The 26,078-nt window shown below is 70.5% G+C and carries 28 protein-coding genes; 10 read left to right on the plus strand and 18 right to left on the minus strand.

Translation table 11 applies throughout. The annotated features are described in order from the left end of the window. The coding region (locus tag G3I41_RS18585) for an MFS transporter (RefSeq protein ID WP_164401343.1) at positions 1-1,127 on the minus strand (1,127 nt) is incomplete at its 3' end. Positions 1,128-1,255: 128 nt separating this feature from the next. On the opposite strand from G3I41_RS18585, the gene G3I41_RS18590 reads away from it, so the two are divergent. Next, the gene (locus G3I41_RS18590) at positions 1,256-2,137 is read left to right on the plus strand and encodes a winged helix-turn-helix transcriptional regulator (protein WP_164401344.1); all 882 of its coding nucleotides are present in this window, start codon (positions 1,256-1,258) and stop codon (positions 2,135-2,137) included. A gap of 16 nt (positions 2,138-2,153) precedes the next feature. On the opposite strand, the gene G3I41_RS18595 is transcribed toward G3I41_RS18590, so the two are convergent. Together G3I41_RS18595 and G3I41_RS18600 are read right to left on the minus strand one after the other, a co-directional pair. Beyond that, positions 2,154-2,690, minus strand: a complete 537-nt coding sequence (locus tag G3I41_RS18595) for a TetR family transcriptional regulator (protein WP_164401345.1) — start codon at positions 2,688-2,690, stop codon at positions 2,154-2,156. Then, positions 2,690-3,010: a multidrug efflux SMR transporter gene (locus G3I41_RS18600; RefSeq protein WP_143618885.1), complete on the minus strand. Its 321-nt coding sequence runs from the start codon at positions 3,008-3,010 to the stop codon at positions 2,690-2,692. Before G3I41_RS18600 ends, G3I41_RS18595 begins: the two co-directional genes overlap by 1 nt. 122 nt (positions 3,011-3,132) lie before the next feature. Between G3I41_RS18600 and G3I41_RS18605 the strand changes: the two genes are divergently transcribed. Next, positions 3,133-4,152, plus strand: a complete 1,020-nt coding sequence (locus tag G3I41_RS18605; RefSeq protein ID WP_164401375.1) for a hypothetical protein — start codon at positions 3,133-3,135, stop codon at positions 4,150-4,152. A gap of 19 nt (positions 4,153-4,171) precedes the next feature. On the opposite strand, the gene G3I41_RS18610 is transcribed toward G3I41_RS18605, so the two are convergent. The 9 genes from G3I41_RS18610 to G3I41_RS37460 form a co-directional block, all read right to left on the minus strand. Then, entirely contained in the window at positions 4,172-4,537 is a 366-nt protein-coding gene (locus G3I41_RS18610) for a VOC family protein (RefSeq protein WP_164401346.1), read from the minus strand. Between the two features lie 104 nt (positions 4,538-4,641). Beyond that, positions 4,642-4,980: a metal-sulfur cluster assembly factor gene (locus tag G3I41_RS18615; protein WP_018104628.1), complete on the minus strand. Its 339-nt coding sequence runs from the start codon at positions 4,978-4,980 to the stop codon at positions 4,642-4,644. Further along, positions 4,977-5,432: a Fe-S cluster assembly sulfur transfer protein SufU gene (gene sufU, locus G3I41_RS18620; protein WP_164401347.1), complete on the minus strand. Its 456-nt coding sequence runs from the start codon at positions 5,430-5,432 to the stop codon at positions 4,977-4,979. The genes G3I41_RS18615 and sufU overlap by 4 nt, the downstream gene beginning before the upstream one ends. 20 nt (positions 5,433-5,452) lie before the next feature. Then, entirely contained in the window at positions 5,453-6,709 is a 1,257-nt protein-coding gene (locus G3I41_RS18625) for a cysteine desulfurase (RefSeq protein ID WP_164401348.1), read from the minus strand. Further along, entirely contained in the window at positions 6,706-7,470 is a 765-nt protein-coding gene (gene sufC, locus G3I41_RS18630) for a Fe-S cluster assembly ATPase SufC (RefSeq protein ID WP_073968339.1), read from the minus strand. Before sufC ends, G3I41_RS18625 begins: the two co-directional genes overlap by 4 nt. 7 nt (positions 7,471-7,477) lie before the next feature. Continuing rightward, positions 7,478-7,795 carry a bifunctional 3-phenylpropionate/cinnamic acid dioxygenase ferredoxin subunit gene (locus G3I41_RS18635; RefSeq protein WP_018555702.1) on the minus strand — a complete coding sequence of 106 codons (318 nt, stop codon included), beginning with the start codon at positions 7,793-7,795 and terminating at the stop codon, positions 7,478-7,480. Then, positions 7,795-8,976: a Fe-S cluster assembly protein SufD gene (gene sufD / locus G3I41_RS18640; RefSeq protein ID WP_164401349.1), complete on the minus strand. Its 1,182-nt coding sequence runs from the start codon at positions 8,974-8,976 to the stop codon at positions 7,795-7,797. The genes G3I41_RS18635 and sufD overlap by 1 nt, the downstream gene beginning before the upstream one ends. A 60-nt stretch (positions 8,977-9,036) precedes the next feature. Next, entirely contained in the window at positions 9,037-10,458 is a 1,422-nt protein-coding gene (gene sufB, locus G3I41_RS18645) for a Fe-S cluster assembly protein SufB (protein WP_018104622.1), read from the minus strand. Beyond that, entirely contained in the window at positions 10,455-11,195 is a 741-nt protein-coding gene (locus G3I41_RS37460) for a metalloregulator ArsR/SmtB family transcription factor (protein WP_164401350.1), read from the minus strand. Before G3I41_RS37460 ends, sufB begins: the two co-directional genes overlap by 4 nt. Before the next feature lie 136 nt (positions 11,196-11,331). Between G3I41_RS37460 and G3I41_RS18655 the strand changes: the two genes are divergently transcribed. The 3 genes from G3I41_RS18655 (at position 11,332) to G3I41_RS18665 (ending at position 14,117) form a co-directional block, all read left to right on the plus strand. After that, positions 11,332-12,264 carry an ABC transporter ATP-binding protein gene (locus G3I41_RS18655; protein ID WP_164401351.1) on the plus strand — a complete coding sequence of 311 codons (933 nt, stop codon included), beginning with the start codon at positions 11,332-11,334 and terminating at the stop codon, positions 12,262-12,264. After that, positions 12,261-13,028, plus strand: a complete 768-nt coding sequence (locus G3I41_RS18660) for an ABC transporter permease (RefSeq protein ID WP_164401352.1) — start codon at positions 12,261-12,263, stop codon at positions 13,026-13,028. Before G3I41_RS18655 ends, G3I41_RS18660 begins: the two co-directional genes overlap by 4 nt. Positions 13,029-13,103: 75 nt before the next feature. Then, positions 13,104-14,117, plus strand: coding sequence for a COX15/CtaA family protein (locus G3I41_RS18665; RefSeq protein WP_164401353.1), 1,014 nt, complete (start codon positions 13,104-13,106; stop codon positions 14,115-14,117). An 82-nt stretch (positions 14,118-14,199) separates the two neighbouring features. Here the strand turns inward: G3I41_RS18665 and G3I41_RS18670 are convergent, their stop codons facing one another. Together G3I41_RS18670 and G3I41_RS18675 are read right to left on the minus strand one after the other, a co-directional pair. Next, the gene (locus G3I41_RS18670) at positions 14,200-14,562 is read right to left on the minus strand and encodes a hypothetical protein (RefSeq protein WP_164401354.1); all 363 of its coding nucleotides are present in this window, start codon (positions 14,560-14,562) and stop codon (positions 14,200-14,202) included. 92 nt (positions 14,563-14,654) lie between these two features. Next, positions 14,655-15,608 carry a heme o synthase gene (locus tag G3I41_RS18675; RefSeq protein ID WP_164401355.1) on the minus strand — a complete coding sequence of 318 codons (954 nt, stop codon included), beginning with the start codon at positions 15,606-15,608 and terminating at the stop codon, positions 14,655-14,657. Between the two features lie 446 nt (positions 15,609-16,054). On the opposite strand from G3I41_RS18675, the gene tkt reads away from it, so the two are divergent. Genes tkt through pgl form a run of 5 tightly spaced genes read left to right on the plus strand, consistent with a single transcriptional unit; the run spans position 16,055 to position 22,628 of the window. After that, the gene (gene tkt / locus G3I41_RS18680; protein ID WP_164401356.1) at positions 16,055-18,142 is read left to right on the plus strand and encodes a transketolase; all 2,088 of its coding nucleotides are present in this window, start codon (positions 16,055-16,057) and stop codon (positions 18,140-18,142) included. A 34-nt stretch (positions 18,143-18,176) separates the two neighbouring features. Beyond that, positions 18,177-19,295: a transaldolase gene (gene tal, locus G3I41_RS18685; RefSeq protein WP_164401357.1), complete on the plus strand. Its 1,119-nt coding sequence runs from the start codon at positions 18,177-18,179 to the stop codon at positions 19,293-19,295. 5 nt (positions 19,296-19,300) lie between these two features. Next, the gene (zwf, locus tag G3I41_RS18690) at positions 19,301-20,833 is read left to right on the plus strand and encodes a glucose-6-phosphate dehydrogenase (protein WP_164401358.1); all 1,533 of its coding nucleotides are present in this window, start codon (positions 19,301-19,303) and stop codon (positions 20,831-20,833) included. Next, complete coding sequence (gene opcA / locus G3I41_RS18695) at positions 20,830-21,846, plus strand: glucose-6-phosphate dehydrogenase assembly protein OpcA (protein ID WP_164401359.1); 1,017 nt, start codon at positions 20,830-20,832, stop codon at positions 21,844-21,846. Before zwf ends, opcA begins: the two co-directional genes overlap by 4 nt. Beyond that, the gene (pgl, locus tag G3I41_RS18700; RefSeq protein WP_164401360.1) at positions 21,843-22,628 is read left to right on the plus strand and encodes a 6-phosphogluconolactonase; all 786 of its coding nucleotides are present in this window, start codon (positions 21,843-21,845) and stop codon (positions 22,626-22,628) included. Before opcA ends, pgl begins: the two co-directional genes overlap by 4 nt. A 75-nt stretch (positions 22,629-22,703) precedes the next feature. Here the strand turns inward: pgl and pgi are convergent, their stop codons facing one another. The 4 genes from pgi to tpiA form a co-directional block, all read right to left on the minus strand. After that, complete coding sequence (gene pgi / locus G3I41_RS18705) at positions 22,704-24,356, minus strand: glucose-6-phosphate isomerase (protein WP_164401361.1); 1,653 nt, start codon at positions 24,354-24,356, stop codon at positions 22,704-22,706. Between the two features lie 152 nt (positions 24,357-24,508). Beyond that, a complete protein-coding gene (locus G3I41_RS18710; protein ID WP_073864697.1) occupies positions 24,509-24,844 on the minus strand; it encodes an RNA polymerase-binding protein RbpA in 336 nt (111 codons plus the stop codon). A 109-nt stretch (positions 24,845-24,953) separates the two neighbouring features. Next, on the minus strand, positions 24,954-25,190 hold the full coding sequence (gene secG, locus G3I41_RS18715; RefSeq protein WP_018104607.1) for a preprotein translocase subunit SecG: 237 nt from the start codon (positions 25,188-25,190) through the stop codon (positions 24,954-24,956). A gap of 110 nt (positions 25,191-25,300) precedes the next feature. Beyond that, entirely contained in the window at positions 25,301-26,077 is a 777-nt protein-coding gene (tpiA, locus tag G3I41_RS18720) for a triose-phosphate isomerase (RefSeq protein ID WP_164401362.1), read from the minus strand. Position 26,078: the final 1 nt, after the last annotated feature.

A 26,078-nucleotide genomic window follows, 5' to 3' on the forward strand; every position in this document is an offset into this window, starting at 1 on the left:
AGGCCCGCCAGGACCGCGCAGGCGGGCCAGAGCAGCGCGGGCGCGGTGGCGTACAGGGCGCCGCCCAGCAGCGGGGCCAGGACCTGGCCGCTGATCGAGGCGCCCGCGTACAGGCTCTGGAAGCGGCCCTGCGCGTGGGCCGGCGCCTGGTCGGCGACGTACGCCGTGGCCGGGGTCTTGTACAGGATCTCGCCGAGGGTGAGGGAGACCATCATGAGGACGGCGTACCCGGCCCCGGCGCCCGGGATCAGCAGCGCGTACCCGGCCGCGACCAGCAGCAGTCCGGCGCCGATGATGCCCAGCGGGGCGCGGGCGCGCAGGGCGTGGGCGGCGGGCAGTTCCAGGCAGAGGATGACCCCGCCGTTCACGGCGACGAGCCAGCCGTAGAACGCGGTGCCGTGCCCGTGGTCCGCGAGGAAGACCGGGAGGGTGGAGTACTGCTGGCGGTAGACGACGTCCACGCAGACGATCGCGGCGAGCAGGACCGGCACGGCGGGCCTGGCCCGCAGTGCGCGCCACAGCCCCGGGGCGCCGGGCGGCGGGGGCGCGGGGCGGGAGTGCGCGGTGCCCCGGGCGGGGAGGATGCGGGCCGCGTAACAGGCGAAGAGCAGGGTGCCCACACCGTCGGCGAGGAACAGCCAGTCGTACGAGAAGCGGGCGGCGATCAGCGCTCCGGCGGGCGGCCCGAGGGTGAAGCCGCCGTTGGAGGCGAAGCGGGTCAGGGCGAAGCTCTGGCGCCGGCCGCCCTCCGGGACGGAGACGGCCACCAGCGCGGAGTTGGCGGCCCGCACGACGCCGCTCGCGTACTGGGCGAGCGGCAGTGCGGCGTACAGCGCGGCGAGCGGCAGCAGCGGGAGGGTGACGAGCACGGCGCCGCTCACGCCGGCGCCGAGCAGCAGCATCCGGCGGTGTCCGTAGCGGTCGCCGAACCAGCCGCCGGTGAAGTTCCCCGCGACCAGACCGGTGCCGCCGATGCCGGTGAGCAGCCCGGCCTGGGCGACGGAGAGCCCGCGCGGGCCCGTCAGATAGACGAAGAGGTAGACGAAGGTGAAGCTCACCACCGCGTTGAAGAACGCCCCGAAGGCCAGCAGCCGCACCGTGCGCGGCACACCCTGCAGCATCCCCATCCGAACACCCTCCCCCACGGAACAACCGAGTGAGTTCCTTTTGGGAACTGACTATGGCAGCATGGATTCCGCAGGTCAACGCGGCCCGATGAAGTTGAATGGCAGCCCTGACCACCGAGGGAGGCCCCATGTCCCAGCGCATCAGCCAGGCCGACGCCGACTGCGCCATCGCGCAGGCGCTCGACGTGGTCGGCGACTGGTGGACCCTGCTGATCGTGCGGGACACCGCGCGCGGAGTGCACCGGTTCGACGCGCTCCAACGCGAACTCGGCGTCTCGCGCAAGGTCCTGACGGAACGGCTGCGGCTGCTCGTCGAGGCGGGGGTGCTCTCCCGCGAGCCGTACCAGGAGCGGCCGGTGCGGTACGAGTACCGGCTGACCCCGCGCGGCCGCGCCCTGCTGCCGGTACTGATCGCGCTCCAGGACTGGGGCGACGCCTGGGTGATGGGAGACGGGGAGACGATGGCGACCACGGACGAGTCCTCACGGGAGGCCGCACGCGTGCACGCGCTGCGCGGAACGCGCGTGCCCGACCTGGCCCTGCCGGGCGCCGACGGCGACCGCCGGGACCCGGTGGCGGACACCCCGTACACCGTCCTGTACTTCTTTCCCGGCGCCTACGCCCGCCAGGAGTCCTATCCACCGGGCTGGTCCGGCATCCCCGGCGCCCGCGGCTGCACGCTCGAATCGTGCACCTACCGCGACCGGCTGGCCGACTTCACGACGGCGGGCGCGGCCGTCCGCGGTGTCTCCACGCAACGTCCGGACGAGCAGGCGGCGTTCGCCGAGGCGGAGCGGATGCGCTTCCCGCTCCTCTCCGACGCCGACCTGGAACTGACCGCCGCGCTGCGCCTGCCGACGTTCCGCGCCGGCGGGACCGTCCGCGCCAAGCGGCTGACCCTGGTGGTGGACCGGGACCGCACGGTGCGCGAAGTGCTGTACCCGGTCACCGACATCGAGGACAGCGTGCGGGCGGCCCTGGCGGCGGTGAAGGACACGGCCGGCCGCTGACCGCCGCCGGATTCCGTCACCCCGCGACCCGCCCCAGCATCTCCCGTGCGTACGCCTCGTCGTACGCGCCGCCCGTGAGCAGCACCTGGATGCAGATGCCGTCCATCAGGGCGACCAGGGCCCGCGCGGTCGCCGGGTCGGTGCGGGGGCGGAGCAGGGCGGTCACGCCGTCGGCCCACTCGGTGGCGACCGGGCGCAGCGCGGGCCTGCGCACGGCGGCGAGATACAGCTCGTACTCCAGCTCGGCCCGGCCCCGGCCGCCCGCGAAGAACTCACCCAGCAGCCGGGCGAGTTCGGCGGCGAGGTCCGCTTCCGGGTCGGCGAGGGCGGGGCTCTCGCGCAGCACGGCGGCGAAGTTCTCGTTGGTCCGGCGCAGGGCGGCGACGAGCAGTTCGTCCAGGGAGGCGAAGTGGTACGTGGTGGAGCCCAGCGGCACATCGGCCTCGGCGGCGACGGAGCGGTGGCTCAGCCCGGCGATCCCCCGCTCGCCGACCACCCGGATCGCCGCGTCGATGATCCGGGCCCGCCGCTCGGGGTCGTACCGCCGCGCCATCAGTGCGCCCCGCCCAGGTTGAGCACCACCACACCGGCGATGACCAGCACGACGCCGAGCGCCTTGAGCGGACTCGCGGACTCCCCGAGGAAGAACATCCCGATGAGGGCCACGGCCGCGGTGCCGACGCCCGCCCAGATCGCGTAGGCGGTGCCGACGGAGAGGGTCTTGAGGGTCTGGGCGAGCAGGGAGAAGGCCAGCAGATAACCGGCGACGGTGATCAGCGAGGGCCACAGCCGGGTGAATCCCTCGCTGTACTTCATGGCGGTCGTCCCCGCCACCTCCGCCGCGATGGCCGCGGCGAGCAGTCCGTATCCCATGTGTACAAGTGTACGTAACGCCTTGCCGCTACCGTAGTCCGTTCAGTACATGATCGAACAGACGGGCGGGAGCGGCAGTGGCGCAGGACGCAGGGTGGGGCGGCTGGGGTGGTGGTGGCTGGATGCCGCCGAAGCCGGGGGTCATACCCCTGGGGCCGTTGAAGCTCGGGGACGTGTTCAACGGCGCGTTCTCGACGCTGGGCCGCTACGGCAAGCAGCTCTTCGCGGTGGGCGCGGCGCTGTACGGCGGGGCACTGGTCGTGGTGGGCGCCGCGGTCGCCGTCGCGTACGCGGCGGTCTCGGACCATCTGGACCGGCTGTTCGCGCTGGACGAGGGCGAGAGCGCCGCCTCGGGGGACGTGGTGCCCGTGCTCGTCGCGTTCGGCGTGGTCGTGCTGCTCGGGTTCCTCGCGATGGTGATCGCCTCGGCCGTGGTCTACGCGGCGGTGCCGGCGGTCCTCCAGGAGGCGGTGCTGGGCCGGCCGACGACGTTCTCCGCGGTCTGGCGGCGGGCCTGGGCGCGGACGCCCGCGGTGATCGGCACGCTGCTGCTGACCGGGCTGATCACCATGGTGCCGATGGTGCTGGCGATCGCCGCGCTCACCGGGGGCATCATCGCCGCGGTCGCCACGGACGGCGGCGGGGGCGCGGTGGCACTGATCGTCGTGGGCGCCATCTGCTTCCTCGCCTTCATCCCGCTGGCCCTCTGGCTCTGGGTGCGGCTGTCGCTCGCCCCCTCGGCCGCCGTGTTCGAGAACCAGGGGCCCGTGGCATCGATGCGCCGCTCGGCCCTGCTGGTACGCGGCGACTGGTGGCGGATCTGCGGGATGACGCTGCTCGCGAGCATGATCGCCTCCGTGGCGGGCTACGTCATCCAGCTGCCGTTCAGCTTCCTCGGCATGTTCACGGGCGCGCTGGGCGGCGCCGCCCTGGACGAGAACACCCACCCGGCCGCGATCATCACCGCACTCGGCGGCTACCTGGTCGTCGGAGTGCTCGGCCAGCTGGTGAGCCAGCTGATCGTCGCGGTGTTCCCGCCGCTGGTGACCGGGCTGCTGTACGTGGACCGGCGCATCCGCACCGAGGACCTGGCGCCGGTCCTCACCGAGGCCGCCGCCGTACCACCGCCGTACGCGGCGTAGCGGCCCCGGCGCCCCGGCGTCAGTCGGTCAGCGTCTTCTTCGGGCGCAGTACGCAGAACTCGTTGCCCTCCGGGTCGGCCAGCACCACCCACGTCACGTCCGACGGCTGGCCGACCTCGACGCGCCGGGCGCCGAGCCCGATCAGCCGCTCGACCTCGGCGGCCTGGTCGTCCGGCGAGAGGTCGATGTGCAGCCGGTTCTTGACCGCCTTGTCCTCGGGCACAGGCAAGAAGCAGATGCCGGGCAGCGCGGCCTCGTCGGCTCCGATGACGATCTCGTCCGCGTCCTCGTAGAGCACCCGCCAGTCCAGGGCGGCACACCAGAAGCGGGCCTGTGCGGGCAGATCGTGGGCATCGACAGCGAGCTGGTAGAAGCGAAGAGCCATGGGCACAGTCTGCCCGGCACTCCCCACGGCGACAACGCCGAAACGGCCCCGGCGGATGCTGGGGCCGTTTCGGTCGCACGGGGTCGTACGCGGAACGCGGACGCTCAGACGTTGAAGCCCAGCGCGCGCAGCTGCTCGCGGCCGTCGTCCGTGATCTTGTCCGGACCCCACGGCGGCATCCAGACCCAGTTGATCCGCAGCTCGTTGACGATGCCGTCCGTCGCGGACTTCGCCTGGTCCTCGATGACATCGGTCAGCGGACAGGCCGCGGACGTCAGGGTCATGTCGAGGGTGGCGATGTTGGCGTCGTCGATGTGGATGCCGTAGATCAGCCCCAGGTTGACGACGTCGATGCCCAGCTCGGGGTCGACCACGTCGTACAGCGCTTCGCGGACCTCCTCCTCGGAGGCCGGCTTGGTCGTCACGGTCTCGTTGTCGCTCATGCGGTCTTCCCTTCGGACAGCGCCTGCGCCGTCGCGTCCTTCCACGCCATCCAGCTCAGCAGCGCGCATTTCACCCGGGCCGGGTACTTGGAGACGCCGGCGAACGCGACCGCGTCCTCCAGCACCTCTTCCATCGCGTCGTCGGGCTCCAGCTGCCCCTTCGACTGCATCAGTTCCAGGAACGCGGCCTGGATCTTCTGCGCCTCGCCCAGTTCCTTGCCGACCAGCAGATCGTTCAGCACGGACGCGCTGGCCTGGCTGATGGAGCAGCCCTGGCCCTCGTAACTCACGTCGGCGATGGTCTCGCCGTCGTACCGCACCCGCAGCGTGATCTCGTCACCACACGTCGGATTGACGTGGTGCACCTCGGCGTCGCCGTCCCGCAGACCGCGCCCGTGGGGGTGCTTGTAGTGGTCCAGGATCACTTCCTGGTACATGGAATCCAGCTTCACGAGTCAATCCCCAGCCGCGTCTAGGCGAAAAAATTCCGGACGTGTTCCAGGCCGTCCACCAGGGCGTCGACCTCGGCGGGCGTGGAGTACAGATAGAACGACGCTCGCGTCGTCGCAGGAATTCCGTACCGCAGGCAGACCGGGCGGGCGCAGTGGTGGCCGACCCGGACCGCGATGCCCTGTTCGTCCAGCACCTGCCCCACGTCGTGCGGATGGATGTCGCCGAGCGTGAAGGAGATCGTCGCGCCGCGGTCCTCCGCGCTGGCCGGACCGATGATCCGCAGGTCCGGCACTTCGAGGAGGCGCTTCACCGCGTAGGCGGTGATGGCCTGCTCATGGCGGTGGATGTTCTCCATGCCGATCGCCGAGAGGTAGTCCACGGCCGCGCCGAGGCCGACGGCCTGGGCGATCGGGGGCGTACCGGCCTCGAACTTGTGCGGCGCGGGGGCGTAGGTCGAGGAGTGCATCGACACGGTCTCGATCATCTCGCCGCCACCCAGGAACGGCGGCAGGTCCTCCAGGAGCTCCTGCCGTCCCCAGAGCACGCCGATGCCGGTCGGGCCGACCATCTTGTGACCGGTGAACGCCACGAAGTCGGCCTGGAGCGCCTGCACGTCGAGCACCATGTGGGGGGCCGCCTGGGAGGCGTCGACGCAGACGAGCGCACCGACCTCCTGGGCGCGGCGGACGATCTGCTCGACCGGGTTGTGCGTGCCCATGATGTTCGAGACCAGCGTGAAGGAGACGATCTTCGTCTTCTCGGTGATGATCTCGTCGATGTTGGACAGGTCGAGCCGGCCGTCGTCGGTGATGCCGAACCACTTCAGCTTCGCGCCCGTGCGCTGCGAGAGCAGCTGCCAGGGAACGATGTTGGAGTGGTGCTCCATCTCCGTGGTGACGATCTCGGTCTCGTGGTCGACCCGGTAGGGCTCGTCGGCCCAGCCGAGCATGTTGGCCACGAGGTTCAGCGACTCCGAGGCGTTCTTCGTGAAGATGACCTCGTCGCGGCTGGGCGCGTTGATGAAGGCGGCGACCTTGTCACGGGCGCCCTCGTACAGCGCCGTGGCCTCCTCCGCGATCGTGTACACGCCCCGGTGCACATTGGCGTTGTGGCGCTCGTAGTACTCGTTGAGGGCGTCGAGGACCTGGCGCGGCTTCTGCGAGGTCGCCGCGCTGTCCAGGTACACGACCTTCTTGCCGTCGTGGACCGTGCGGTCCAGGAGGGGGAAGTCCTTGCGGATCGCCTCGGTGTCGAGGAGGCCCGGCAGATATGTCACGCGGCAGCGCCACCCTTCACGTATGCCTCGTAGCCCTCGTTCTCCAGCTTGTCGGCCAGCTCCGCGCCGCCGGACTCGGCGATCCGGCCGTTGGCGAACACGTGCACGAAGTCGGGCTTGATGTACCGGAGGATCCGGGTGTAGTGCGTGATCAGCAGGGTGCCGACCTCGCCGGTCTCGCGGACGCGGTTGACGCCCTCGGAGACGATACGCAGGGCGTCGACGTCCAGACCGGAGTCGGTCTCGTCCAGGATGGCGACCTTCGGCTTGAGGAGCTCCAGCTGGAGGATCTCGTGGCGCTTCTTCTCACCGCCGGAGAAGCCCTCGTTGACGTTGCGCTCGGCGAAGGCCGGGTCCATCTGGAGCTGGGCCATCGTCTCCTTGACCTCCTTGACCCAGGTACGCAGCTTGGGGGCCTCGCCGCGGACGGCGGTGGCGGAGGTGCGCAGGAAGTTGGAGACCGAGACACCGGGGATCTCGACCGGGTACTGCATGGCGAGGAACAGGCCGGCGCGGGCCCGCTCGTCCACGGACATCTCCAGGACGTCCTCGCCGTCCAGGGTCACCGTGCCGCTGGTGATCGTGTACTTGGGGTGACCTGCGAGGGAGTACGCGAGGGTGGACTTGCCGGACCCGTTGGGGCCCATGATGGCGTGGGTCTCGCCCTGCTTCACGGTCAGGTCGACGCCCTTGAGGATCTCCTTCGTGGCGTTGTCGGCCTCGACGGAGACGTGCAGGTCGCGGATTTCAAGCGTTGCCATGGGTGACTCAGGACTCCTGGGTGACGGAGACGAGCACATCGTCCCCTTCGATCTTGACGGGGTATACGGGGACGGGGCGCGTCGCGGGAAGGCCGGACGGCTTGCCGGTGCGCAGGTCGAAGCTCGATCCGTGCAGCCAGCACTCGATCGAGCAGTCCTCGACCTCGCCCTCGGACAGCGAGACGTTCGCGTGCGAGCAGATGTCGTTGATCGCGAACACCTCGCCCTCGGTGCGGACGACGGAGACCGGCGTGCCGTCGAGCTCCACCCGCTTGGGGGTGTCGTCCTCCAGCTCGCTCAGCGCACAGGCTTTGACGAAGGCCATCAGACCGACGCCTCCAGCTCGGCCTCGATCTTGTCGAGCAGCCGGGCCTCGACGTCCGGAAGGCCGATCTGCTGGACCAGCTCGGCGAAGAAGCCGCGCACGACGAGCCGGCGGGCCTCCTCGGCCGGGATGCCGCGGGACTGGAGGTAGAACAGCTGCTCGTCGTCGAACCGGCCGGTCGCGGAGGCGTGGCCGGCGCCGACGATCTCGCCGGTCTCGATCTCCAGGTTCGGCACGGAGTCGACCCGCGCGCCGTCCGTGAGGACGAGGTTGCGGTTCATCTCGTAGGTGTCGGTGCCCTCGGCGGCGGCCTGGATGAGCACGTCGCCGATCCACACCGCGTGCGCCTCGTCGCCCTGGAGCGCGCCCTTGTAGGCCACGTTCGACTTGCAGTGCGGGGTGTTGTGGTCGACCAGGAGGCGGTGCTCCTGGTGCTGGCCCTTGTCGGTGAAGTACAGGCCGAACAGCTCGGCCTCGCCGCCGGTGCCCGCGTACGCGATCCGGGGGTGCAGCCGGACCACGTCGCCGCCGAAGGTGACGACGACGGACTTGAACGAGGCGTCCCGGCCGACCAGCGCGTTGTGCTGGGCGACGTGGACCGCGCGCTCGTCCCAGTCCTGCACGGAGACGACGGTCAGCTTGGCGCCGTCGCCCAGGACGTAGTCGACGTTGGCGGCGAGCACCGCGTCGCCGGTGTGGTCGATGACGACGACGGCCTCGGCGAAGGCGCCCAGCTCCACGACCTGGTGGCCGTAGGCGACACCGCCCTCGCCGTGCACGGCGATCCGGATCGGCTCGGTCAGCACGGCCTCCTTCGGCACCGTGACGACGTGGGCCTGCTCGAAGGACGAGTAGGCCTGCGCGGCCACCCGGTCGACCGGCTTGCCGGCCCTGCCCAGCCGGGCGTCGTCGCGGCCGACGGTCTCGACCACGACGCCCGCGGGGGCCTCGATGGCGACCTTCACACCGCTGCCGGTGGCGGCGGCGGTGCCGTCGTGCAGACCGCGCAGCCGCTCCAGCGGGGTGAACCGCCACTCCTCCTCGCGGCCGTGCGGGACGGGGAAGTCCGCGACGTCGAAGGACGGGGGCGCGCTCATGCGCGTGGCGACGGTCGACTCCGCGGCCACCGCGATGGAACCGGCGGTGGTGGACCCCGCGGGGATGTTCTGAGCCTCAGCCATGGCTGTCGTAGTGCTCGCTTTCTCAGTCAAGAACTCTTCGAGGACGCGTTCGGCGGCGGATCAGCCGACGGAACCCTCCATCTGCAGCTCGATCAGCCGGTTGAGCTCCAGGGCGTACTCCATCGGGAGCTCCTTGGCGATCGGCTCGACGAAGCCGCGCACGATCATCGCCATGGCCTCGAACTCCGTCATGCCGCGGCTCATCAGGTAGAAGAGCTGGTCCTCGGAGACCTTGGAGACGGTCGCCTCGTGGCCCATCGACACGTCGTCCTCGCGGACGTCCACGTACGGGTAGGTGTCGGACCGGGAGATCGTGTCCACCAGCAGCGCGTCGCACAGCACGTTGGACTTCGCGCCCGGCGCGCCCTCGCCGATCTCGATCAGACCGCGGTAGGAGGTGCGGCCGCCGCCTCGCGCCACCGACTTGGAGACGATGTTGGACGAGGTGTTGGGGGCCATGTGGACCATCTTGGCGCCGGCGTCCTGGTGCTGGCCCTCGCCCGCGAAGGCGATGGACAGGGTCTCGCCCTTGGCGTGCTCGCCCATCAGGTAGACGGCCGGGTACTTCATGGTGACCTTGGAGCCGATGTTGCCGTCGACCCACTCCATGGTCGCGCCCTCGTAGGCCACGGCGCGCTTGGTGACCAGGTTGTAGACGTTGTTCGACCAGTTCTGGATCGTCGTGTAGCGGCAGCGGCCGCCCTTCTTCACGATGATCTCGACCACGGCGGAGTGCAGCGAGTCGGACGAGTAGATCGGGGCCGTGCAGCCCTCGACGTAGTGGACGTAGGCGTCCTCGTCCACGATGATCAGCGTCCGCTCGAACTGGCCCATGTTCTCCGTGTTGATACGGAAGTACGCCTGGAGCGGGATGTCCACGTGGACGCCCTTGGGCACGTAGATGAACGAGCCGCCGGACCACACGGCCGTGTTCAGCGAGGCGAACTTGTTGTCGCCGACCGGGATGACGGTGCCGAAGTACTCCTTGAAGAGCTCCTCGTGCTCCTTCAGCGCGGTGTCGGTGTCGACGAAGATGACGCCCTGCTCCTCCAGGTCCTCGCGGATCTGGTGGTAGACGACCTCGGACTCGTACTGCGCGGCGACACCGGCGACGAGGCGCTGCTTCTCCGCCTCCGGGATGCCGAGCTTGTCGTAGGTGTTCTTGATGTCCTCGGGCAGGTCGTCCCAGGAGGCCGCCTGCTTCTCCGTCGAGCGGACGAAGTACTTGATGTTGTCGAAGTCGATGCCCGACAGGTCGGAGCCCCAGTTCGGCATCGGCTTCTTGCCGAACAGCTTGAGGCCCTTGAGCCGCAGCTTCAGCATCCACTCGGGCTCGTTCTTCTTCTCCGAGATGTCGCGGACGACAGCCTCGGAGAGGCCGCGCTTGGCCGCCGCGCCTGCCGCGTCGGAGTCGGCCCAGCCGAATTCGTACGTGCCCAGCCCCTCGAGCTCAGGGTGGGCAGTCTCCGTGGGGAGCGTCATGCGGGGTTCCTCCCGGCCGTGCTTGCAGATGCTGAATCGGTGGTCTGTGGGGTGGGGTGTCCGCTGCGCGGAATGTACGTCGTGCACACCCCGTCGCCGTGGGCGATGGTGGCCAGACGCTGCACATGGGTCCCCAGGAGGCTGGAGAAGATCTCCGTCTCCGCCTCGCACAGCTGCGGGTACTGCTCGGCGACGTGCGCGACCGGGCAGTGGTGCTGGCACAGCTGCTCACCCTGCTGCGGGCCCGGCGCGCTGCGCGCCGTAGCAGCGTACCCGTCGGCGGACAGCGCCTTGGCCAGCGCCTCCGTACGCGCCTCGGGGTCCGCGGCCTCGATCGCCGCGCGGTAGGCCGCCGACTGCTCGGCGGTCCTGGCCCGGGCGAACGCCATGACCGCTTCGTCGCCCGCGGTCTCGGCGATCCAGCGCAGGGCGTCCGCGGCGAGCGTGTCGTAGGACTGGTCGAAGGCGTCCCGGCCGCAGTCGGTGAGGGCGAAGACCTTGGCCGGACGGCCCCGGGTCCGCGCCCCGTACACCCGCTTCTCGCGGGCCTCGACCACGCCGTCGCAGGCGAGCGCGTCGAGATGGCGCCGGACGGCGGCCTGGGTGAGCCCCAGCCGCTTCGCCAGCTCCGCGACGGTGGACGGGCCGTGGTCCAGGATGGACCGCGCGACACGGTTGCGCGTCGAGCGCTCACCGGTCGCGAGTTCCTCCTGAGGAGCCTCGCCCGCGTATTTCACAACGCCATTGTTGCGTAATTCCTCCGGCCGTGACAACCACGGTCCGAAACGATCAACGGTGCTCTCCATCACTTAGGGTTACCTAATCCGGCCCCGGGACGGGGTCGGCCCCGGCCGCTGCCTACACTCGTCTGCCATGAACAGCGAGCCCCGCCCGGCCGTCCGGATCAGCGGCCTGGTGAAGCGGTACGGCGACAAGACCGCGGTGGACGGCCTCGATCTGGAGATCCCGGCCGGCGCGGTCACCGCCGTACTCGGCCCCAACGGCGCCGGCAAGACCACCACCATCGAGACCTGCGAGGGCTACCGCCGCCCCGACGGCGGAACCGTCCGGGTCCTCGGCCTCGACCCCGTCGCCGACGCCGCACGGCTGCGCCCCCGGATCGGCGTGATGCTCCAGTCGGGCGGCATCTACTCCGGCGCCCGCGCCGACGAGATGCTCCGCCACATGGCCAAGCTGCACGCCCACCCGCTCGACGTCGACGCCCTGATCGAACGGCTCGGCCTCGGTTCCTGCGGCCGGACCTCCTACCGCAGGCTCTCCGGCGGCCAGCAGCAACGGCTCGCCCTGGCCATGGCGGTCGTCGGACGGCCCGAGCTGGTCTTCCTGGACGAGCCCACCGCGGGCCTCGACCCGCAGGCCCGCCGCTCCACCTGGGACCTGGTCCGGGAACTGCGCGCCGACGGCGTGAGCACCGTGCTCACCACCCACTTCATGGACGAGGCGGAGGAGCTGGCCGACGAGGTCGCCGTCATCGACGCCGGCCGGATCGTCGCCCATGGCTCCCCCGAGGCCCTGTGCCGGGGCGGCGCCGAGAACACCCTGCGCTTCACCGGCCGCCCCGGGCTCGACCTCGGCTCGCTGCTCAAGGCGCTGCCCGACGGCACGCAGGCGGACGAGCTGAGCTCCGGCACGTACCGCATCACCGGCGACATCGACCCGCAGCTGCTGGCCACCGTCACCTCCTGGTGCGCGCAGCACGGCGTGATGCCCTCCGGCATCTCCGTCGAGCGCCACACCCTCGAGGACGTCTTCCTCGAACTCACCGGCAAGGAGCTGCGCGCATGAGCGCCGGTACGTACACCCCCCGGCCGGGCGCGGCCCCGCTGCCGCGCATGATCGCCGCGCAGACCGCGCTGGAGACCCGGATGCTGCTGCGCAACGGCGAGCAGCTGCTGCTGACCGTGGTCATCCCGACGCTGCTCCTCGTGCTGTTCAGCTCCGTGGACATCGTGGACACCGGCGCGGGCGAGCCGGTCGACTTCCTCACGCCCGGCGTGCTGGCGCTGGCCGTGATGTCGACCGCCTTCACCGGCCAGGCCATCGCCACCGGCTTCGAGCGGCGCTACGGGGTGCTCAAGCGGCTCGGCGCGTCGCCGCTGCCCCGCTGGGGGCTGATGACCGCGAAGACCCTGTCCGTGCTGGTCACCGAGGTCCTCCAGGTGGTCCTGCTGACGGTGATCGCCTTCGCGCTCGGCTGGTCGCCGCACGGCAACCCGTTCGCCGTGCTGCTGCTCCTGGTGCTGGGGACCGCCGCCTTCTCGGGGCTCGGGCTGCTGATGGCCGGGACGCTGAAGGCGGAGGCGACGCTCGCCGCGGCCAACCTGGTCTTCCTGCTCCTCCTGGTGGGCGGCGGGGTGATCGTGCCGCTGGAGAAGTTCCCGGACGCGGTGCAGTCGGTGCTGGGCCTGCTGCCGATCGCGGCCCTCTCGGACGGGCTGCGGGACGTCCTCCAGCACGGCGCCGGGATGCCGTGGGGCGACCTGGGCATCCTCGCGGTCTGGACGGTGCTGGGGCTCGGCGCGGCGGCGCGTTTCTTCCGCTGGGAGTGAGCCCTCAACCGCGCTCCGTCGCCGTTACGCGTAACTCGTCCCCCTCGTGAAAGCTTGCACAAGCGGCGCCCTACCATGGTGCGCGTGCCCAAGCTGACCCGAGCCGAAGTCGCTCAAGCCCTGCGCAATCCGCTGCTCTACATCGCCGAGCGCTGGACGCCCGAGCCCAGGACGGTGCGCCGCGCGGCCATGTCCGCGGTCGTGATGGCCGTCGTCATCGTCGTGACCGGCGGCGCCGTCCGGCTGACCGGCTCCGGCCTCGGCTGCCCGACCTGGCCCAAGTGCACCGACGAGAGCCTGACGGCGACGAGCGCGATGGGCTTCCACGGCGCCATCGAGTTCGGCAACCGGATGCTCACGTACGTGCTGTGCGCGGCCGTCGGCTGGGCGATCATCGCCGCCCGCTCGGCGAAGCCCTGGCGCCGCGGCGTCACCCGGCTCGGCTGGGTGCAGTTCTGGATCGTGATGGGCAACGCGGTGCTCGGCGGCATCGTCGTGCTCGTCGGCCTCAACCCGTACACCGTCGCGGCGCACTTCCTGCTGTCCACCGCGCTGCTCACGGTCGCCCTGATGACCTGGCAGCGGATCCGGGAGGGCGACGAGGCGCCGCGCCCGCTGGTCGGCAAGGCGGTCGCGCAGCTGGCCTGGCTGCTGGCGGTCGCGGCGGGGCTCCTGGTCGCCGTGGGCACGGTGGTCACCGGCGCCGGACGGCACGCGGGCGACTCCAGCGACGTCCACCGCATCCCGATCGACTGGAAGATGGTCGCCCAGCTGCACGCGGACCTGGCCTGGGTCGTGGTGGCGCTGACCGTCGCGCTCTGGTTCGTCCTGAAGGCCGTGGACGCGCCGATCGGGCCGCTGCACCGGACGCGTGAGCTGTTCCTGATCCTGATGAGCCAGGGGATCGTGGGCTATGTGCAGTACTTCACCGATACGCCGGAGATCCTGGTCGGCGTGCACATGTTCGGCTCGTGCCTGGTGTGGATCGGGGTCGTACGCGTCCTGCTGTCGCTGCGGGAGCGGCCGGTGGCCGTCGCCGGGGTGCCGGCACCGGCGGTCGAGCAGGCGGAGCCCGCCGCGGCTGGCTGAGGCGCGCGCACCGGAAACGGACCGGGGCTCCCGCTCCACGGCTGTACGCCGTCGGAGCGGGAGCCCCGGTCCGTTTCCGGTGTCAGGCCGCGTTGGACGGGCCGCCGACCTGGATGCCGGCCATCCGGCTCCACTCGTACGGGCCCGTGCGCACCTTCGCCGCGAACTCGCCGTCGAAGGACTCGTGGAGCGTGATCCCGGACTTCCGTGCGGCGCTCTCGGCGATCTCGTACGAGGGGGCGACCAGATCGCCCCAGTCGCCGTCCTCGCCCACCAGGACGATGCGGGCGCCCATCTGCCCGAGATAGGCGACCTGCCCCTCGGCACCGCCGTGCGCCTTCGCGAAGGCGCCGATCTGCTTGGCCAGCCGGGCCGCCCTGCGCTCCGCGCGCGCCGCCCGCCTGCCGTCCACCTGCTGGGTCTCAGCTTCTGCCGTCTCTGCCATGGACAGGATGCTACCGGCGGGTAGATCAACCGGCGACGGGCGGGGAGCGTGGCTTGTGCCACGCTCCCCGCCCGTCGGACGGAGCAGGGGTTCTACCGCAGGAAGGGGTCCACCGCCACGGCCACGAAGAGCAGCGACACATAGGTGATCGACCAGTGGAAGAGCCGCATCTCCTTGAGCTTCGCACCCGTCACGCCGGCCTTGGCCCGGCTGAGCAGCCCGTGCGCCTCCCAGAGCCAGAAGCCGCCGGTCAGCAGCGCCACGGCCGTGTAGAACCAGCCGGTGTAGCCCAGCGGGGTGAGGAGCAGCGACACGGCGACCATCACCCAGCTGTAGGCGACGATCTGGCGGGCGACCACCCGATTGGACGCGATGACCGGGAGCATGGGGACGCCGACGCGCGCGTAGTCGTCCTTGACCTTCATCGACAGCGGCCAGTAGTGCGGCGGCGTCCAGAAGAAGATGACGGCGAAGAGGATCACCGCGGCCCAGGACATCTCGTTCGTCACGGCGGACCAGCCGATGAGGACCGGCATGCAGCCCGCGATGCCGCCCCAGACGATGTTCTGCGCGGTGCGGCGCTTCAGCAGCATCGTGTAGATCACGACGTAGAAGAGCAGGGCGCCCAGCGACAGCGCCGCCGACAGCCAGTTGACCAGCAGCCCGAACCAGACCGTCGAGACCACCGCGAGGGTGATGCCGAACGCCAGGCACTCGCGCGGGCTCACCATGCCGGTGACCAGCGGGCGCTGCGACGTGCGGTCCATCAGCGCGTCGATGTCGCGGTCGATGTACATGTTCAGTGCATTGGCACCGCCGGCGGACAGGTAGCCGCCGATGGTGGTAGTGAGCACGAGCCACAGGTCGGGTACACCCTGAGCGGCCAGGAACATCACCGGAACAGTGGTGATCAGCAACAGCTCGATGATCCGAGGCTTGGTCAGTGCCACGAATGCCTTGACACGGGCCCCGAATGGGCGTTGGCCCCCTGGGCTCGGAGTCAAGGCGACCCCTGCGGGTCGGGACTCGACGGCCGTCACGCACACCCCTGACAGAGAAATCCCAGCAAGCTCCGGGCGTGAGGGCCCAGTAAAGACTTGCGCGAACCCGACCACTGTAGACGTTGGGGACAGGCCGCCCTTCGCGGGGGTGGGGTCGTGTTGATGTGGCGCGGACGGCCGCCCCGGCCCGGCCGCGGGCCGTCTCGTACGCACGAGTGACGCACTGGTGTCGGAGGGTTCGCGCGACCCGTTTCCGAGACCCTCGCAACCGCGCCCGGGGCCGCTCTTCGGAGCGCCCAGGAGTGGGTCTCCGCGCTCATCGGAGAAGCCCATCGGTGAGCCCTTCCGCTCATACGGGAGGCGGATTCCGCGGGCCGCCCGCACCCTGGTAGGAGCCGGAAAACACGGGTACGGACGGGGGTAGGCTCGACAGCATCCGGTGCGGTCACAGTCACCGGTCTACAACAGTTGGAGAGGAGCCCTGACTCAGGGTGAGCACCAAGCCGACCACCACAGACCTCCAGTGGACCGAATTGGACCAGCGGGCCGTGGACACCGTCCGCGTCCTCGCCGCGGACGCCGTACAGAAAGTCGGAAACGGCCACCCGGGCACGGCGATGAGCCTGGCTCCCGCCGCGTACACCATCTTCCAGAAGGTGATGCGGCACGATCCGGCGGACGCGGACTGGACCGGCCGCGACCGGTTCGTGCTCTCGGCGGGCCACAGCAGCCTGACCCTGTACATCCAGCTCTACCTGGCCGGCTACGGCCTGGAGCTGGACGACCTGAAGTCGTTCCGCACCTGGGGCTCCAAGACCCCGGGCCACCCGGAGTACGGCCACACCACCGGGGTCGAGACGACGACCGGTCCGCTGGGCCAGGGCGTCGCCAACGCGGTGGGCATGGCCATGGCCGCCCGCTACGAGCGCGGTCTGTTCGACCCGGAGGCGGCCCCGGGCACCTCCCCGTTCGACCACATGGTGTGGGTCGTCGCCGGTGACGGCTGCCTCCAGGAGGGCATCTCGGCCGAGGCGTCCTCGCTGGCCGGCCACCAGAAGCTGGGCAACCTGGTCCTGCTGTGGGACGACAACCACATCTCCATCGAGGGCGACACGGAGACCGCGGTCTCCGAGGACACCGTCAAGCGCTACGAGGCGTACGGCTGGCACGTCCAGCGCGTCGACCAGCTGCCCAACGGCGACCTGGACCCCGAGGGCCTCTACCGCGCGCTGCTGGCCGCCAAGGCCGAGACCGAGCGCCCGTCGTTCATCGCGGCCCGCTCGATCATCGCCTGGCCCGCCCCGCACGCCCAGAACACCGAGGCGTCGCACGGCTCGGCGCTCGGCGACGACGAGGTCGCCGCGACCAAGAAGGTGCTCGGCTTCGACCCCGAGAAGTCCTTCGACGTGGCCGACGAGGTCATCGCGCACACCCGCCGCGCCCTGGACCGGGGCCGCGAGGCGAAGACCGAGTGGCAGCAGGGCTTCGACGCCTGGCGCGCCGCCAATCCCGAGCGCGCCGCCGACTTCGACCGGATCGCCGCGGGCGAGCTGCCCAAGGGCTGGGAGGACAGCCTGCCGGTCTTCGAGACGGGCAAGGGTGTCGCCACCCGGGCCGCGTCCGGCAAGGTGCTCCAGGCGCTCGGCGGGATCATCCCCGAGCTGTGGGGCGGCTCCGCCGACCTGGCCGGTTCGAACAACACCACGATCGACAAGACGTCGTCGTTCCTCCCCGCGGGCAACTCGCTGCCGGAGGCGGACCCGTACGGCCGCACGATCCACTTCGGCATCCGCGAGCACGCCATGGCCGCCGCCATGAACGGCATCGCGCTGCACGGCAACACCCGCGTCTACGGCGGCACCTTCCTGGTGTTCTCCGACTACATGCGCAACGCCGTGCGCCTGTCCGCGCTGATGCACCTGCCGGTGACCTACGTGTGGACGCACGACTCGATCGGCCTCGGCGAGGACGGTCCGACCCACCAGCCGGTCGAGCACCTGGCCTCGCTGCGTGCCATCCCGGGCCTCAACGTCGTGCGCCCGGCCGACGCCAACGAGACCGCCATCGCGTGGCGCGAGATCCTGCGCCGCTACACCAAGGTGTTCGGCGAGGGCGCCCCGCACGGGCTGGCGCTGACCCGCCAGGGCGTGCCGACGTACGAGGCGAACGAGGACGCGGCCAAGGGCGGCTACGTCCTGTTCGACGCCGAGGGCGGCGAGCCGCAGGTCGTGCTGATCGGTACGGGCTCCGAGGTCCAGCTCGCCGTCGAGGCGCGCGAGGAGCTCCAGGCGGCCGGAATTCCGACCCGTGTGGTCTCGATGCCGTGTGTCGAGTGGTTCGAGGAGCAGGATCAGGGTTACAAGGACAGCGTTCTGCCGCCGTCGGTCAAGGCGCGCGTGGCCGTCGAGGCGGGCATCGCCCTGACCTGGTACCGGTACGTGGGGGACGCCGGCCGGATCGTCTCGCTGGAGCACTTCGGCGCTTCGGCGGACGCGAAGGTCCTGTTCCGCGAGTTCGGCTTCACCGGCGAGAACGTCGCCGCGGCCGCCCGGGAATCCCTCGCCGCCGTCACGCGCTGACGCCTGTATACGACTAGTAGGAGATGCATTTCTCATGACAGACGCACTCAAGCGCCTCTCCGACGAGGGCGTGGCGATCTGGCTCGACGACCTCTCGCGCAAGCGGATCACCTCGGGCAACCTCGCCGAGCTGATCGACCAGAGCCACGTCGTGGGGGTCACGACCAACCCGTCGATCTTCCAGAAGGCCATTTCGCAGGGCGACGGCTACGACCAGCAGCTCACCGACCTCGCGGCCCGCAAGGTGACCGTCGAGGAGGCGATCCGCATGATCACCACCGCGGACGTCCGGGACGCGGCCGACATCCTGCGTCCGGTCTTCGACGCGACCGAGGGCCAGGACGGCCGGGTCTCCATCGAGGTCGACCCGCGCCTGGCGCACGACACGACGGCCACGGTCGCCGAGGCCAAGCAGCTGGCCTGGCTGGTGGACCGCCCGAACACGCTGATCAAGATCCCGGCGACCAAGGCGGGCCTGCCCGCGATCACCGAGACGATCGGCCGGGGCATCAGCGTCAACGTCACGCTGATCTTCTCGCTGGAGCGCTACCGCGCGGTCATGGACGCCTACCTGGCGGGCCTGGAGAAGGCGAAGGCCGCGGGCCTGGACCTCTCCAAGATCCACTCGGTGGCGTCGTTCTTCGTGTCCCGGGTGGACACCGAGATCGACAAGCGTCTGGACGCCGTGGGCAGCGACGAGGCGAAGGCCGCGAAGGGCAAGTCCGCCCTGGCCAACGCCCGGCTGGCCTACGAGGCCTACGAGGAGGTCTTCGCCAGTGAGCGCTGGGCCGCCCTGGACAAGGCGCACGCCAACAAGCAGCGTCCGCTGTGGGCCTCGACCGGCGTGAAGGACCCGGCCCTCAAGGACACCCTGTACGTCGTGGACCTGGTCGCGCCGAACACGGTCAACACCATGCCGGAGGCGACTCTGGACGCGGTGGCGGACCACGGAGAGATCACCGGCAACACCGTCGCCGGTGCGTACGACCAGGCCCGTGCGGACCTCGACACCATCAAGAAGCTCGGCGTCGACTACGACGACGTCGTGCAGGTGCTGGAGGACGAGGGCGTCGAGAAGTTCGAGACGGCCTGGAACGACCTGCTCAAGTCGACCGAGGCGGAGCTGCAGCGCCTCGCCCCCTCGAAGGGCTGACCATTTTGTCTGGTGTTCCCGGAGCCAACCCGCTCCGTGACGCCCAGGACCGACGGCTCCCGCGCATCGCGGGGCCGTCGGGCCTGGTCATCTTTGGCGTCACGGGCGATTTGTCCCGTAAAAAGCTGATGCCCGCCGTCTACGACCTGGCCAACCGCGGCCTGCTGCCGCCGGGCTTCTCGCTCATCGGTTTCGCGCGCCGCGACTGGGAGGACGAGGACTTCGCCCAGGTCGTCCACGACGCCGTCAAGGAGCATTCCCGCACCCCCTTCCGCGAAGAGGTCTGGCAGCAGCTCAGCCAGGGCATGCGCTTCGTGCAGGGCAACTTCGACGACGACGTGGCCTTCGAGACCCTGAGGGCCACGATCGAGGAGCTGGACAAGGCGCAGGGCACGGGCGGCAACTTCGCCTTCTACCTGTCCGTCCCGCCGAAGTTCTTCCCCAAGGTCGTCCAGCAGCTCAAGAAGCACGGGCTGGCCGACCAGAAGGAAGGCAGCTGGCGCCGCGCCGTCATCGAGAAGCCGTTCGGCCACGACCTGAAGAGCGCGCAGGAGCTCAACCAGATCGTGCACGACGTCTTCCCGCCGAACGAGGTCTTCCGGATCGACCACTACCTCGGCAAGGAGACCGTCCAGAACATCCTGGCGCTCCGCTTCGCCAACACGATGTTCGAGCCGATCTGGAACCGCAGTTACGTCGACCACGTGCAGATCACGATGGCCGAGGACATCGGCATCGGCGGCCGGGCCGGTTACTACGACGGCATCGGCGCCGCCCGTGACGTCATCCAGAACCACCTGCTCCAGCTGCTGGCGCTGACCGCGATGGAGGAGCCCGGCTCCTTCCACCCGAAGGCCCTGGTCGCCGAGAAGCTCAAGGTGCTCACGGCGGTGGAACTGCCCGACGACCTGGGCAAGCACACCGTGCGCGGCCAGTACACGCACGCCTGGCAGGGCGGCGAGGAGGCCGTCGGGTATCTGGAGGAGGACGGCATCGACCCCAAGTCGAAGACCGACACCTTCGCCGCGATCAAGCTGACGATCAACAACCGCCGCTGGGCGGACGTCCCCTTCTACCTGCGCACCGGCAAGCGCCTCGGCCGCCGGGTCACGGAGATCGCGGTCGTCTTCAAGCGGGCCCCGTACCTGCCGTTCGAGTCCGGCGCCACCGAGGAGCTGGGCGGCAACGCCCTGGTCATCCGGGTGCAGCCGGACGAGGGCGTCACCGTGCGGTTCGGCTCCAAGGTGCCCGGCACCTCGATGGAGGTCCGGGACGTCACGATGGACTTCGCGTACGGCGAGTCCTTCACGGAGTCCAGCCCGGAGGCGTACGAGCGGCTCATCCTCGACGTCCTGCTCGGCGACGCCAACCTCTTCCCGCGCCACCAGGAGGTCGAGCTCTCCTGGAACATCCTCGACCCGATCGAGGAGTACTGGGACAAGCACGGCAAGCCCGCCCAGTACCCGGCCGGCACCTGGGGTCCGGCCGAGGCGGACGAGATGCTCGCACGCGACGGACGGAGCTGGCGCCGGCCATGAAGATCGATCTCACGGAAACCACGTCCAGCAAGATCAACCAGGCGCTCATCTCGGCCCGGCGCGCGGTCGGCGCCCCGGCGATCGGGATGGTCCTTACCCTCGTCATCGTCACCGACGAGGAGAACGCCTACGACGCGCTGAAGGCGGCGAGCGACTCCTCGCGGGAGCACCCCTCGCGGATCATCGCCGTCATCAAGCGGCTGAGCCGCTCGCCGCGCACCCGCCGCGACGCGCGGCTCGACGCCGAGATCCGGGTCGGCTCCGACTCGGGCTCCGGCGAGACCGTGGTGCTCCGGCTCCACGGCGAGCTGGCCAACCACGCCCAGTCGGTCGTCCTGCCGCTGCTGCTGCCGGACGCCCCGGTGGTGGTGTGGTGGCCGCAGGACTCCCCCGCCGACCCGGCGAAGGACGCGCTCGGCGCGCTCGCCCAGCGCCGGATCACCGACACCTACTCGGCCGAGCACCCGCTGGACGAGCTGGGGGTGCGCGCCGACACGTACCGGCCCGGTGACACGGACCTGGCGTGGACGCGCATCACGCCGTGGCGTTCCATGCTGGCCGCCGCGCTCGACCAGCAGCCGGCGGAGATCGTCTCGGCCACGGTCGAGGGCGAGTCGGACAACCCGAGCTGCGAGCTGCTGGCCATGTGGCTCGCGGACCGGCTCGGGGTCCCGGTGGAGCGCACCACGTCCGGCGGCCCCGGTCTGACGGCCGTCCGGATGGTCACCAAGAACGGCGACATCGTCCTGGACCGGGCCGACGGCTCGCTCGCCACGCTCTGCATGGTGGGCCAGCCGGACCGCGCGGTGGCACTCAAGCGCCGCGAGACGGCGGAGCTCCTCGCGGAGGAGCTGCGCCGGCTGGACCCGGACAACATCTACGAGTCGACCGTGAAGTTCGGCCTGGACCGCCTCCACAAGGCGGGCTCGGGCGAGTCGGCGAAGGCGACGGACCCGGCCCCGGCCCCCGCCGCGAAGAAGGCCGCCCCGGCGAAGAAGGCGGCGGCGAAGTGACCGGAGTCCCGCAGCTCGTCGTGCACCGCGACAAGGAGCTGATGGCGCAGGCCGCCGCGGCCCGGCTGATCACGAAGATCGTGGACGCCCAGGCCGCGCGCGGCGACGCCTCGGTGGTGCTCACCGGCGGGCGCAACGGCAACGGCCTGCTGGCCGCGCTCGCCGCCGCGCCCGCCCGGGACGCGGTCGACTGGTCGCGGCTCGACCTGTGGTGGGGCGACGAGCGGTTCCTGCCGGAGGGCGACCCGGAGCGCAATGTCACGCAGGCCCGCGAGGCCCTGCTGGACGCCGTGCCCCTGGATCCCTCCCGGGTGCACGTGATGCCGGCGTCGGACGGTCCCTACGGTCCGGACGCCGACGCCGCGGCCGCCGGGTACGCGGCCGAGCTGGCGGCCGCCGCGGCGCCTCAGGACCACGGCCCGGTGCCGGAGTTCGACGTGCTGATGCTGGGCGTCGGCCCGGACACCCACGTCGCCTCGCTCTTCCCGGAACTGCCCGGGGTGCGGGAGACCGAGCGCACCGTCGTCGGTGTGCACGGTGCGCCCAAGCCGCCGCCGGTCCGGGTCTCGCTGACGCTGCCCGCCATCCGGGCGGCACGCGAGGTGTGGCTGCTGGCCGCGGGCGAGGACAAGGCGGAGGCGGTCGCGATCGCCCTGTCCGGGGCCGGCGAGATCCAGGCGCCGGCGGCCGGTGCGTACGGCCGCGCCCGCACGCTGTGGCTGCTGGACGCGGCGGCGGCCTCCCGCCTCCCGCGCGCCCTGTACCCGCCGGCCTCCGCCTGACCGGACGCCGCTCGAACGCCCACGGGCCCGGTCCGCTCCGAGGAGTGGTCCGGGCCCGTGGGCGTTCGGGCGGGCTCAGCGCCCGCGCAGCTCGCGGTAGGTGGAGACGAGCGCGGCGGTGGAGCTGTCCAGCTGCTCGCCGCCCTTGCCCTCGGTCAGGACGGGCTCGATCTTCTTGGCGAGGACCTTGCCGAGTTCAACGCCCCACTGGTCGAAGGAGTCGATGTTCCAGACGGCGCCCTGGACGAAGACCTTGTGCTCGTACAGGGCGATCAGCTGACCGAGCACGGACGGGGTGAGCCGGTCGGCGAGGATCGTCGTCGTGGGGTGGTCGCCCCGGAACGTCTTGTGCGCCACCAGCTCCTCGGGGACGCCCTCGGCGCGCACCTCGTCGGGCGTCTTGCCGAAGGCGAGGGCCTGGGTCTGGGCGAAGAAGTTGGCCATCAGCAGGTCGTGCTGGGCGACCAGTCCGGGCAGCAGGTCCTCGACCGGCTGCGCGAAGCCGATGAAGTCGGCCGGGATGACCTTCGTGCCCTGGTGGATCAGCTGGTAGTAGGCGTGCTGGCCATTGGTGCCGGGGGTGCCCCAGACGACCGGTCCGGTCTGCCAGTCGACGGGGTTGCCGTCGCGGTCCACGGACTTGCCGTTGGACTCCATGTCCAGCTGCTGGAGGTACGCGGTGAACTTGGACAGGTAGTGGCTGTAGGGCAGCACCGCGTGCGACTGGGCGTCGAAGAACGCGCCGTACCAGACGCCCAGCAGGCCGAGCAGCAGCGGGGCGTTCTCCTCGGCCGGGGCGGTCCGGAAGTGCTCGTCGACGAGGTGGAAGCCGTCGAGCATCTCGCGGAACCGGTCCGGGCCGATGGCGATCATCAGCGAGAGGCCGATGGCGGAGTCGTACGAGTAGCGGCCCCCGACCCAGTCCCAGAACTCGAACATGTTGGCCGTGTCGATGCCGAAGTCCGCGACCTTCTCCGCGTTGGTCGACAGCGCCACGAAGTGCTGGGCGACGGCCTCCTGGCCCGCCCTCAGGCCGGTGAGCAGCCAGTCCCGGGCGGAGGTGGCGTTGGTGATCGTCTCGATCGTGGTGAAGGTCTTCGAGGCGATGATGAACAGCGTCTCGGCCGGGTCGAGGTCGCGGACGGCCTCGTGCAGGTCGGCGCCGTCCACGTTGGAGACGAAGCGGAAGGTGAGCGAGCGGTCCGTGAAGGAGCGCAGCGCCTCGTACGCCATGGCGGGGCCCAGGTCCGAGCCGCCGATGCCGATGTTGACGATGTTCTTGATGGGCTTGCCGGTGTGGCCGGTCCACTCCCCCGACCGGACCCGGTCGGAGAACGCCGTCATCTTGTCGAGCACCGCGTGCACGGCGGGCACCACGTTCTCGCCGTCGACCTCGATGACGGCGTCGCGCGGTGCGCGCAGCGCGGTGTGCAGGACGGCCCGGTCCTCGGTGGTGTTGATCTTGTCGCCGCGGAACATCGCGTCGCGCAGCCCGAACACGTCGGTGGCCGCGGCGAGTTCGCGCAGGAGCGTCAGCGTCTCGTCGGTGACGAGGTGCTTGGAGTAGTCGAGGTGCAGGTCGCCGACCCGCAGGGTGTACCCGGTGCCGCGCTCCGGGTCGTCCGCGAACAGCTGGCGCAGGCCCGTCGACCCGAGCTGCTCACGGTGCTTTCCCAGCGCCGCCCATTCCGGCGTCTGGTTGAGCCTGGTACGGCTTGTTGCGTTCATCCCGGACATCAGCCCACTTCTCTCGTTACCGCAGTTCCCCGCTGCCCCTCCAACCTAATTGATCAGGCGGCCGGACGCGGCAGCGGCGGGCTGCGGCACGACGGAAGCATTCCGGCCGGGCACCCGAGGGGGCGTCCGGCCGGTGAACGTCTCTAGATCTCGCCGCGCAGTTTCGCCAGGGCCTCGGCGAGGATGGCCTCGCCGTCCGCGTCGCTGCGGCGCTCGCGTACGTACGCGAGGTGCGTCTTGTACGGTTCGGTGCGCGGCGGGTCGGGCGGGCTCTCCGGGTCCTGGCCGGCCGGGAAACCGCAGCGGGGGCAGTCCCAGGTGTCCGGTACCTGCGCGTCATGGGCGAAACTGGGCTGCGTCTCGTGCCCGTTCGAGCACCAGAAGGAGATGCGGAGCCGTGGCGCGGACTCGCCGCGCTCGGCCTCCCCCATCGGCCCCGCCCCGACCCGGCTTCCCCGGATCGCGTTGCCACTTGCCACGGTCGTAACTCCCTGCGTGATGGTGCTCGAGGATGCCCCAGTCTACGTAAGGCCCAACGCGCGTCCAGGGGAAGGAGTTACACCGTCACCGGGAAACGCGTACGACGGGTCAGTTGTCGAGCTTGATGAGCAGACCAAGCACCACGATGCACGCGAACCAGCCCAGACCGACCACGACGGTGATGCGGTCGAGGTTGCGCTCGGCCACCGAGGAGCCGCCGACGGAGGACTGCATGCCGCCACCGAACATGTCGGAGAGACCGCCGCCCTTGCCCTTGTGCATGAGCACCAGCAGCATCAGCAGCAGGCTGAAGACGATCAGGGCGATCTCGAACCCCAGAATCACGGCTGGTCCCTACTTTCCGGAAATACCGACTGCGTGTGCGAACAACGGGGGCCGGGAGGTCTCCCTCCCCGGCCCCCGCAAGGGTACGACGGATCCGCGCTACCGCATACTCACTGGTCGCGGAAGCGGACGATCTTGACGAACTCGTCCGCGTCGAGCGCCGCGCCGCCGATCAGGGCGCCGTCGACGTCGGGCTGGGCCATGATCGCGGCCACGTTGCCGGACTTCACCGAGCCCCCGTACTGGATGCGGACCGCGTCGGCCAGCTCCTGCGAGTACAGCTCGGCGAGGCGGACGCGGATCGCACCGCAGACCTCCTGCGCGTCCTCCGGGGTGGCGACCTCGCCGGTGCCGATGGCCCAGACCGGCTCGTAGGCGACCACGATGGACTCGGCCTGCTCGGCCGGGATGTCCTTCAGGGCGCCGTCGAGCTGCGCGAGGGTGTACGCGACCTGCTCGCCGGCCTTGCGGACGTCCAGGCCCTCGCCGACGCAGAGGATCGGGGTCAGACCGTGCTTGTACGCGGCCTTCACCTTGGCGTTGCAGACCTCGTCGGTCTCGCCGTGGTACTGGCGGCGCTCGCTGTGGCCGATGGCGACGAAGGTGCACTTCAGCTTGGCGAGCATGGGGCCGGAGATCTCACCGGTGTACGCGCCGGAGTCGTGCGCCGAGATGTCCTGGGCGCCGTACTTGATCTTCAGCTTGTCGCCGTCGACCAGCGTCTGCACGGAGCGCAGGTCGGTGAAGGGCGGCAGGACGGCGACCTCTACGGCGTCGTAGTCCTTGTCGGCCAGGGCGAAGGCGAGCTTCTGGACGTGCGCGATGGCCTCGAGGTGGTTGAGGTTCATCTTCCAGTTGCCCGCCATCAGCGGGGTGCGAGTGGTCATG

It is taken from the genome of Streptomyces sp. SID9727 (assembly GCF_010550605.1).
GTDB lineage: Bacteria > Actinomycetota > Actinomycetes > Streptomycetales > Streptomycetaceae > Streptomyces.

Coding starts and splice junctions, on each gene's coding strand:
- G3I41_RS18590 (WP_164401344.1), top strand. CDS start 1,256: ATGTCCCAGCGCATCAGCCAGGCCGACGCCGACTGCGCCATCGCGCAG.
- opcA (WP_164401359.1), top strand. CDS start 20,830: ATGAAGATCGATCTCACGGAAACCACGTCCAGCAAGATCAACCAGGCG.
- G3I41_RS18655 (WP_164401351.1), top strand. CDS start 11,332: ATGAACAGCGAGCCCCGCCCGGCCGTCCGGATCAGCGGCCTGGTGAAG.
- G3I41_RS18660 (WP_164401352.1), top strand. CDS start 12,261: ATGAGCGCCGGTACGTACACCCCCCGGCCGGGCGCGGCCCCGCTGCCG.
- G3I41_RS18615 (WP_018104628.1), bottom strand. CDS start 4,980: ATGAGCGACAACGAGACCGTGACGACCAAGCCGGCCTCCGAGGAGGAG.
- G3I41_RS18635 (WP_018555702.1), bottom strand. CDS start 7,795: ATGGCCTTCGTCAAAGCCTGTGCGCTGAGCGAGCTGGAGGACGACACC.
- tal (WP_164401357.1), top strand. CDS start 18,177: ATGACAGACGCACTCAAGCGCCTCTCCGACGAGGGCGTGGCGATCTGG.
- G3I41_RS18605 (WP_164401375.1), top strand. CDS start 3,133: ATGCCGCCGAAGCCGGGGGTCATACCCCTGGGGCCGTTGAAGCTCGGG.
- tpiA (WP_164401362.1), bottom strand. CDS start 26,077: ATGACCACTCGCACCCCGCTGATGGCGGGCAACTGGAAGATGAACCTC.
- G3I41_RS18595 (WP_164401345.1), bottom strand. CDS start 2,690: ATGGCGCGGCGGTACGACCCCGAGCGGCGGGCCCGGATCATCGACGCG.
- pgi (WP_164401361.1), bottom strand. CDS start 24,356: ATGAACGCAACAAGCCGTACCAGGCTCAACCAGACGCCGGAATGGGCG.
- sufB (WP_018104622.1), bottom strand. CDS start 10,458: ATGACGCTCCCCACGGAGACTGCCCACCCTGAGCTCGAGGGGCTGGGC.
- G3I41_RS18610 (WP_164401346.1), bottom strand. CDS start 4,537: ATGGCTCTTCGCTTCTACCAGCTCGCTGTCGATGCCCACGATCTGCCC.
- sufC (WP_073968339.1), bottom strand. CDS start 7,470: ATGGCAACGCTTGAAATCCGCGACCTGCACGTCTCCGTCGAGGCCGAC.
- G3I41_RS18665 (WP_164401353.1), top strand. CDS start 13,104: ATGGTGCGCGTGCCCAAGCTGACCCGAGCCGAAGTCGCTCAAGCCCTG.
- G3I41_RS18600 (WP_143618885.1), bottom strand. CDS start 3,010: ATGGGATACGGACTGCTCGCCGCGGCCATCGCGGCGGAGGTGGCGGGG.
- sufD (WP_164401349.1), bottom strand. CDS start 8,976: ATGGCTGAGGCTCAGAACATCCCCGCGGGGTCCACCACCGCCGGTTCC.
- G3I41_RS18670 (WP_164401354.1), bottom strand. CDS start 14,562: ATGGCAGAGACGGCAGAAGCTGAGACCCAGCAGGTGGACGGCAGGCGG.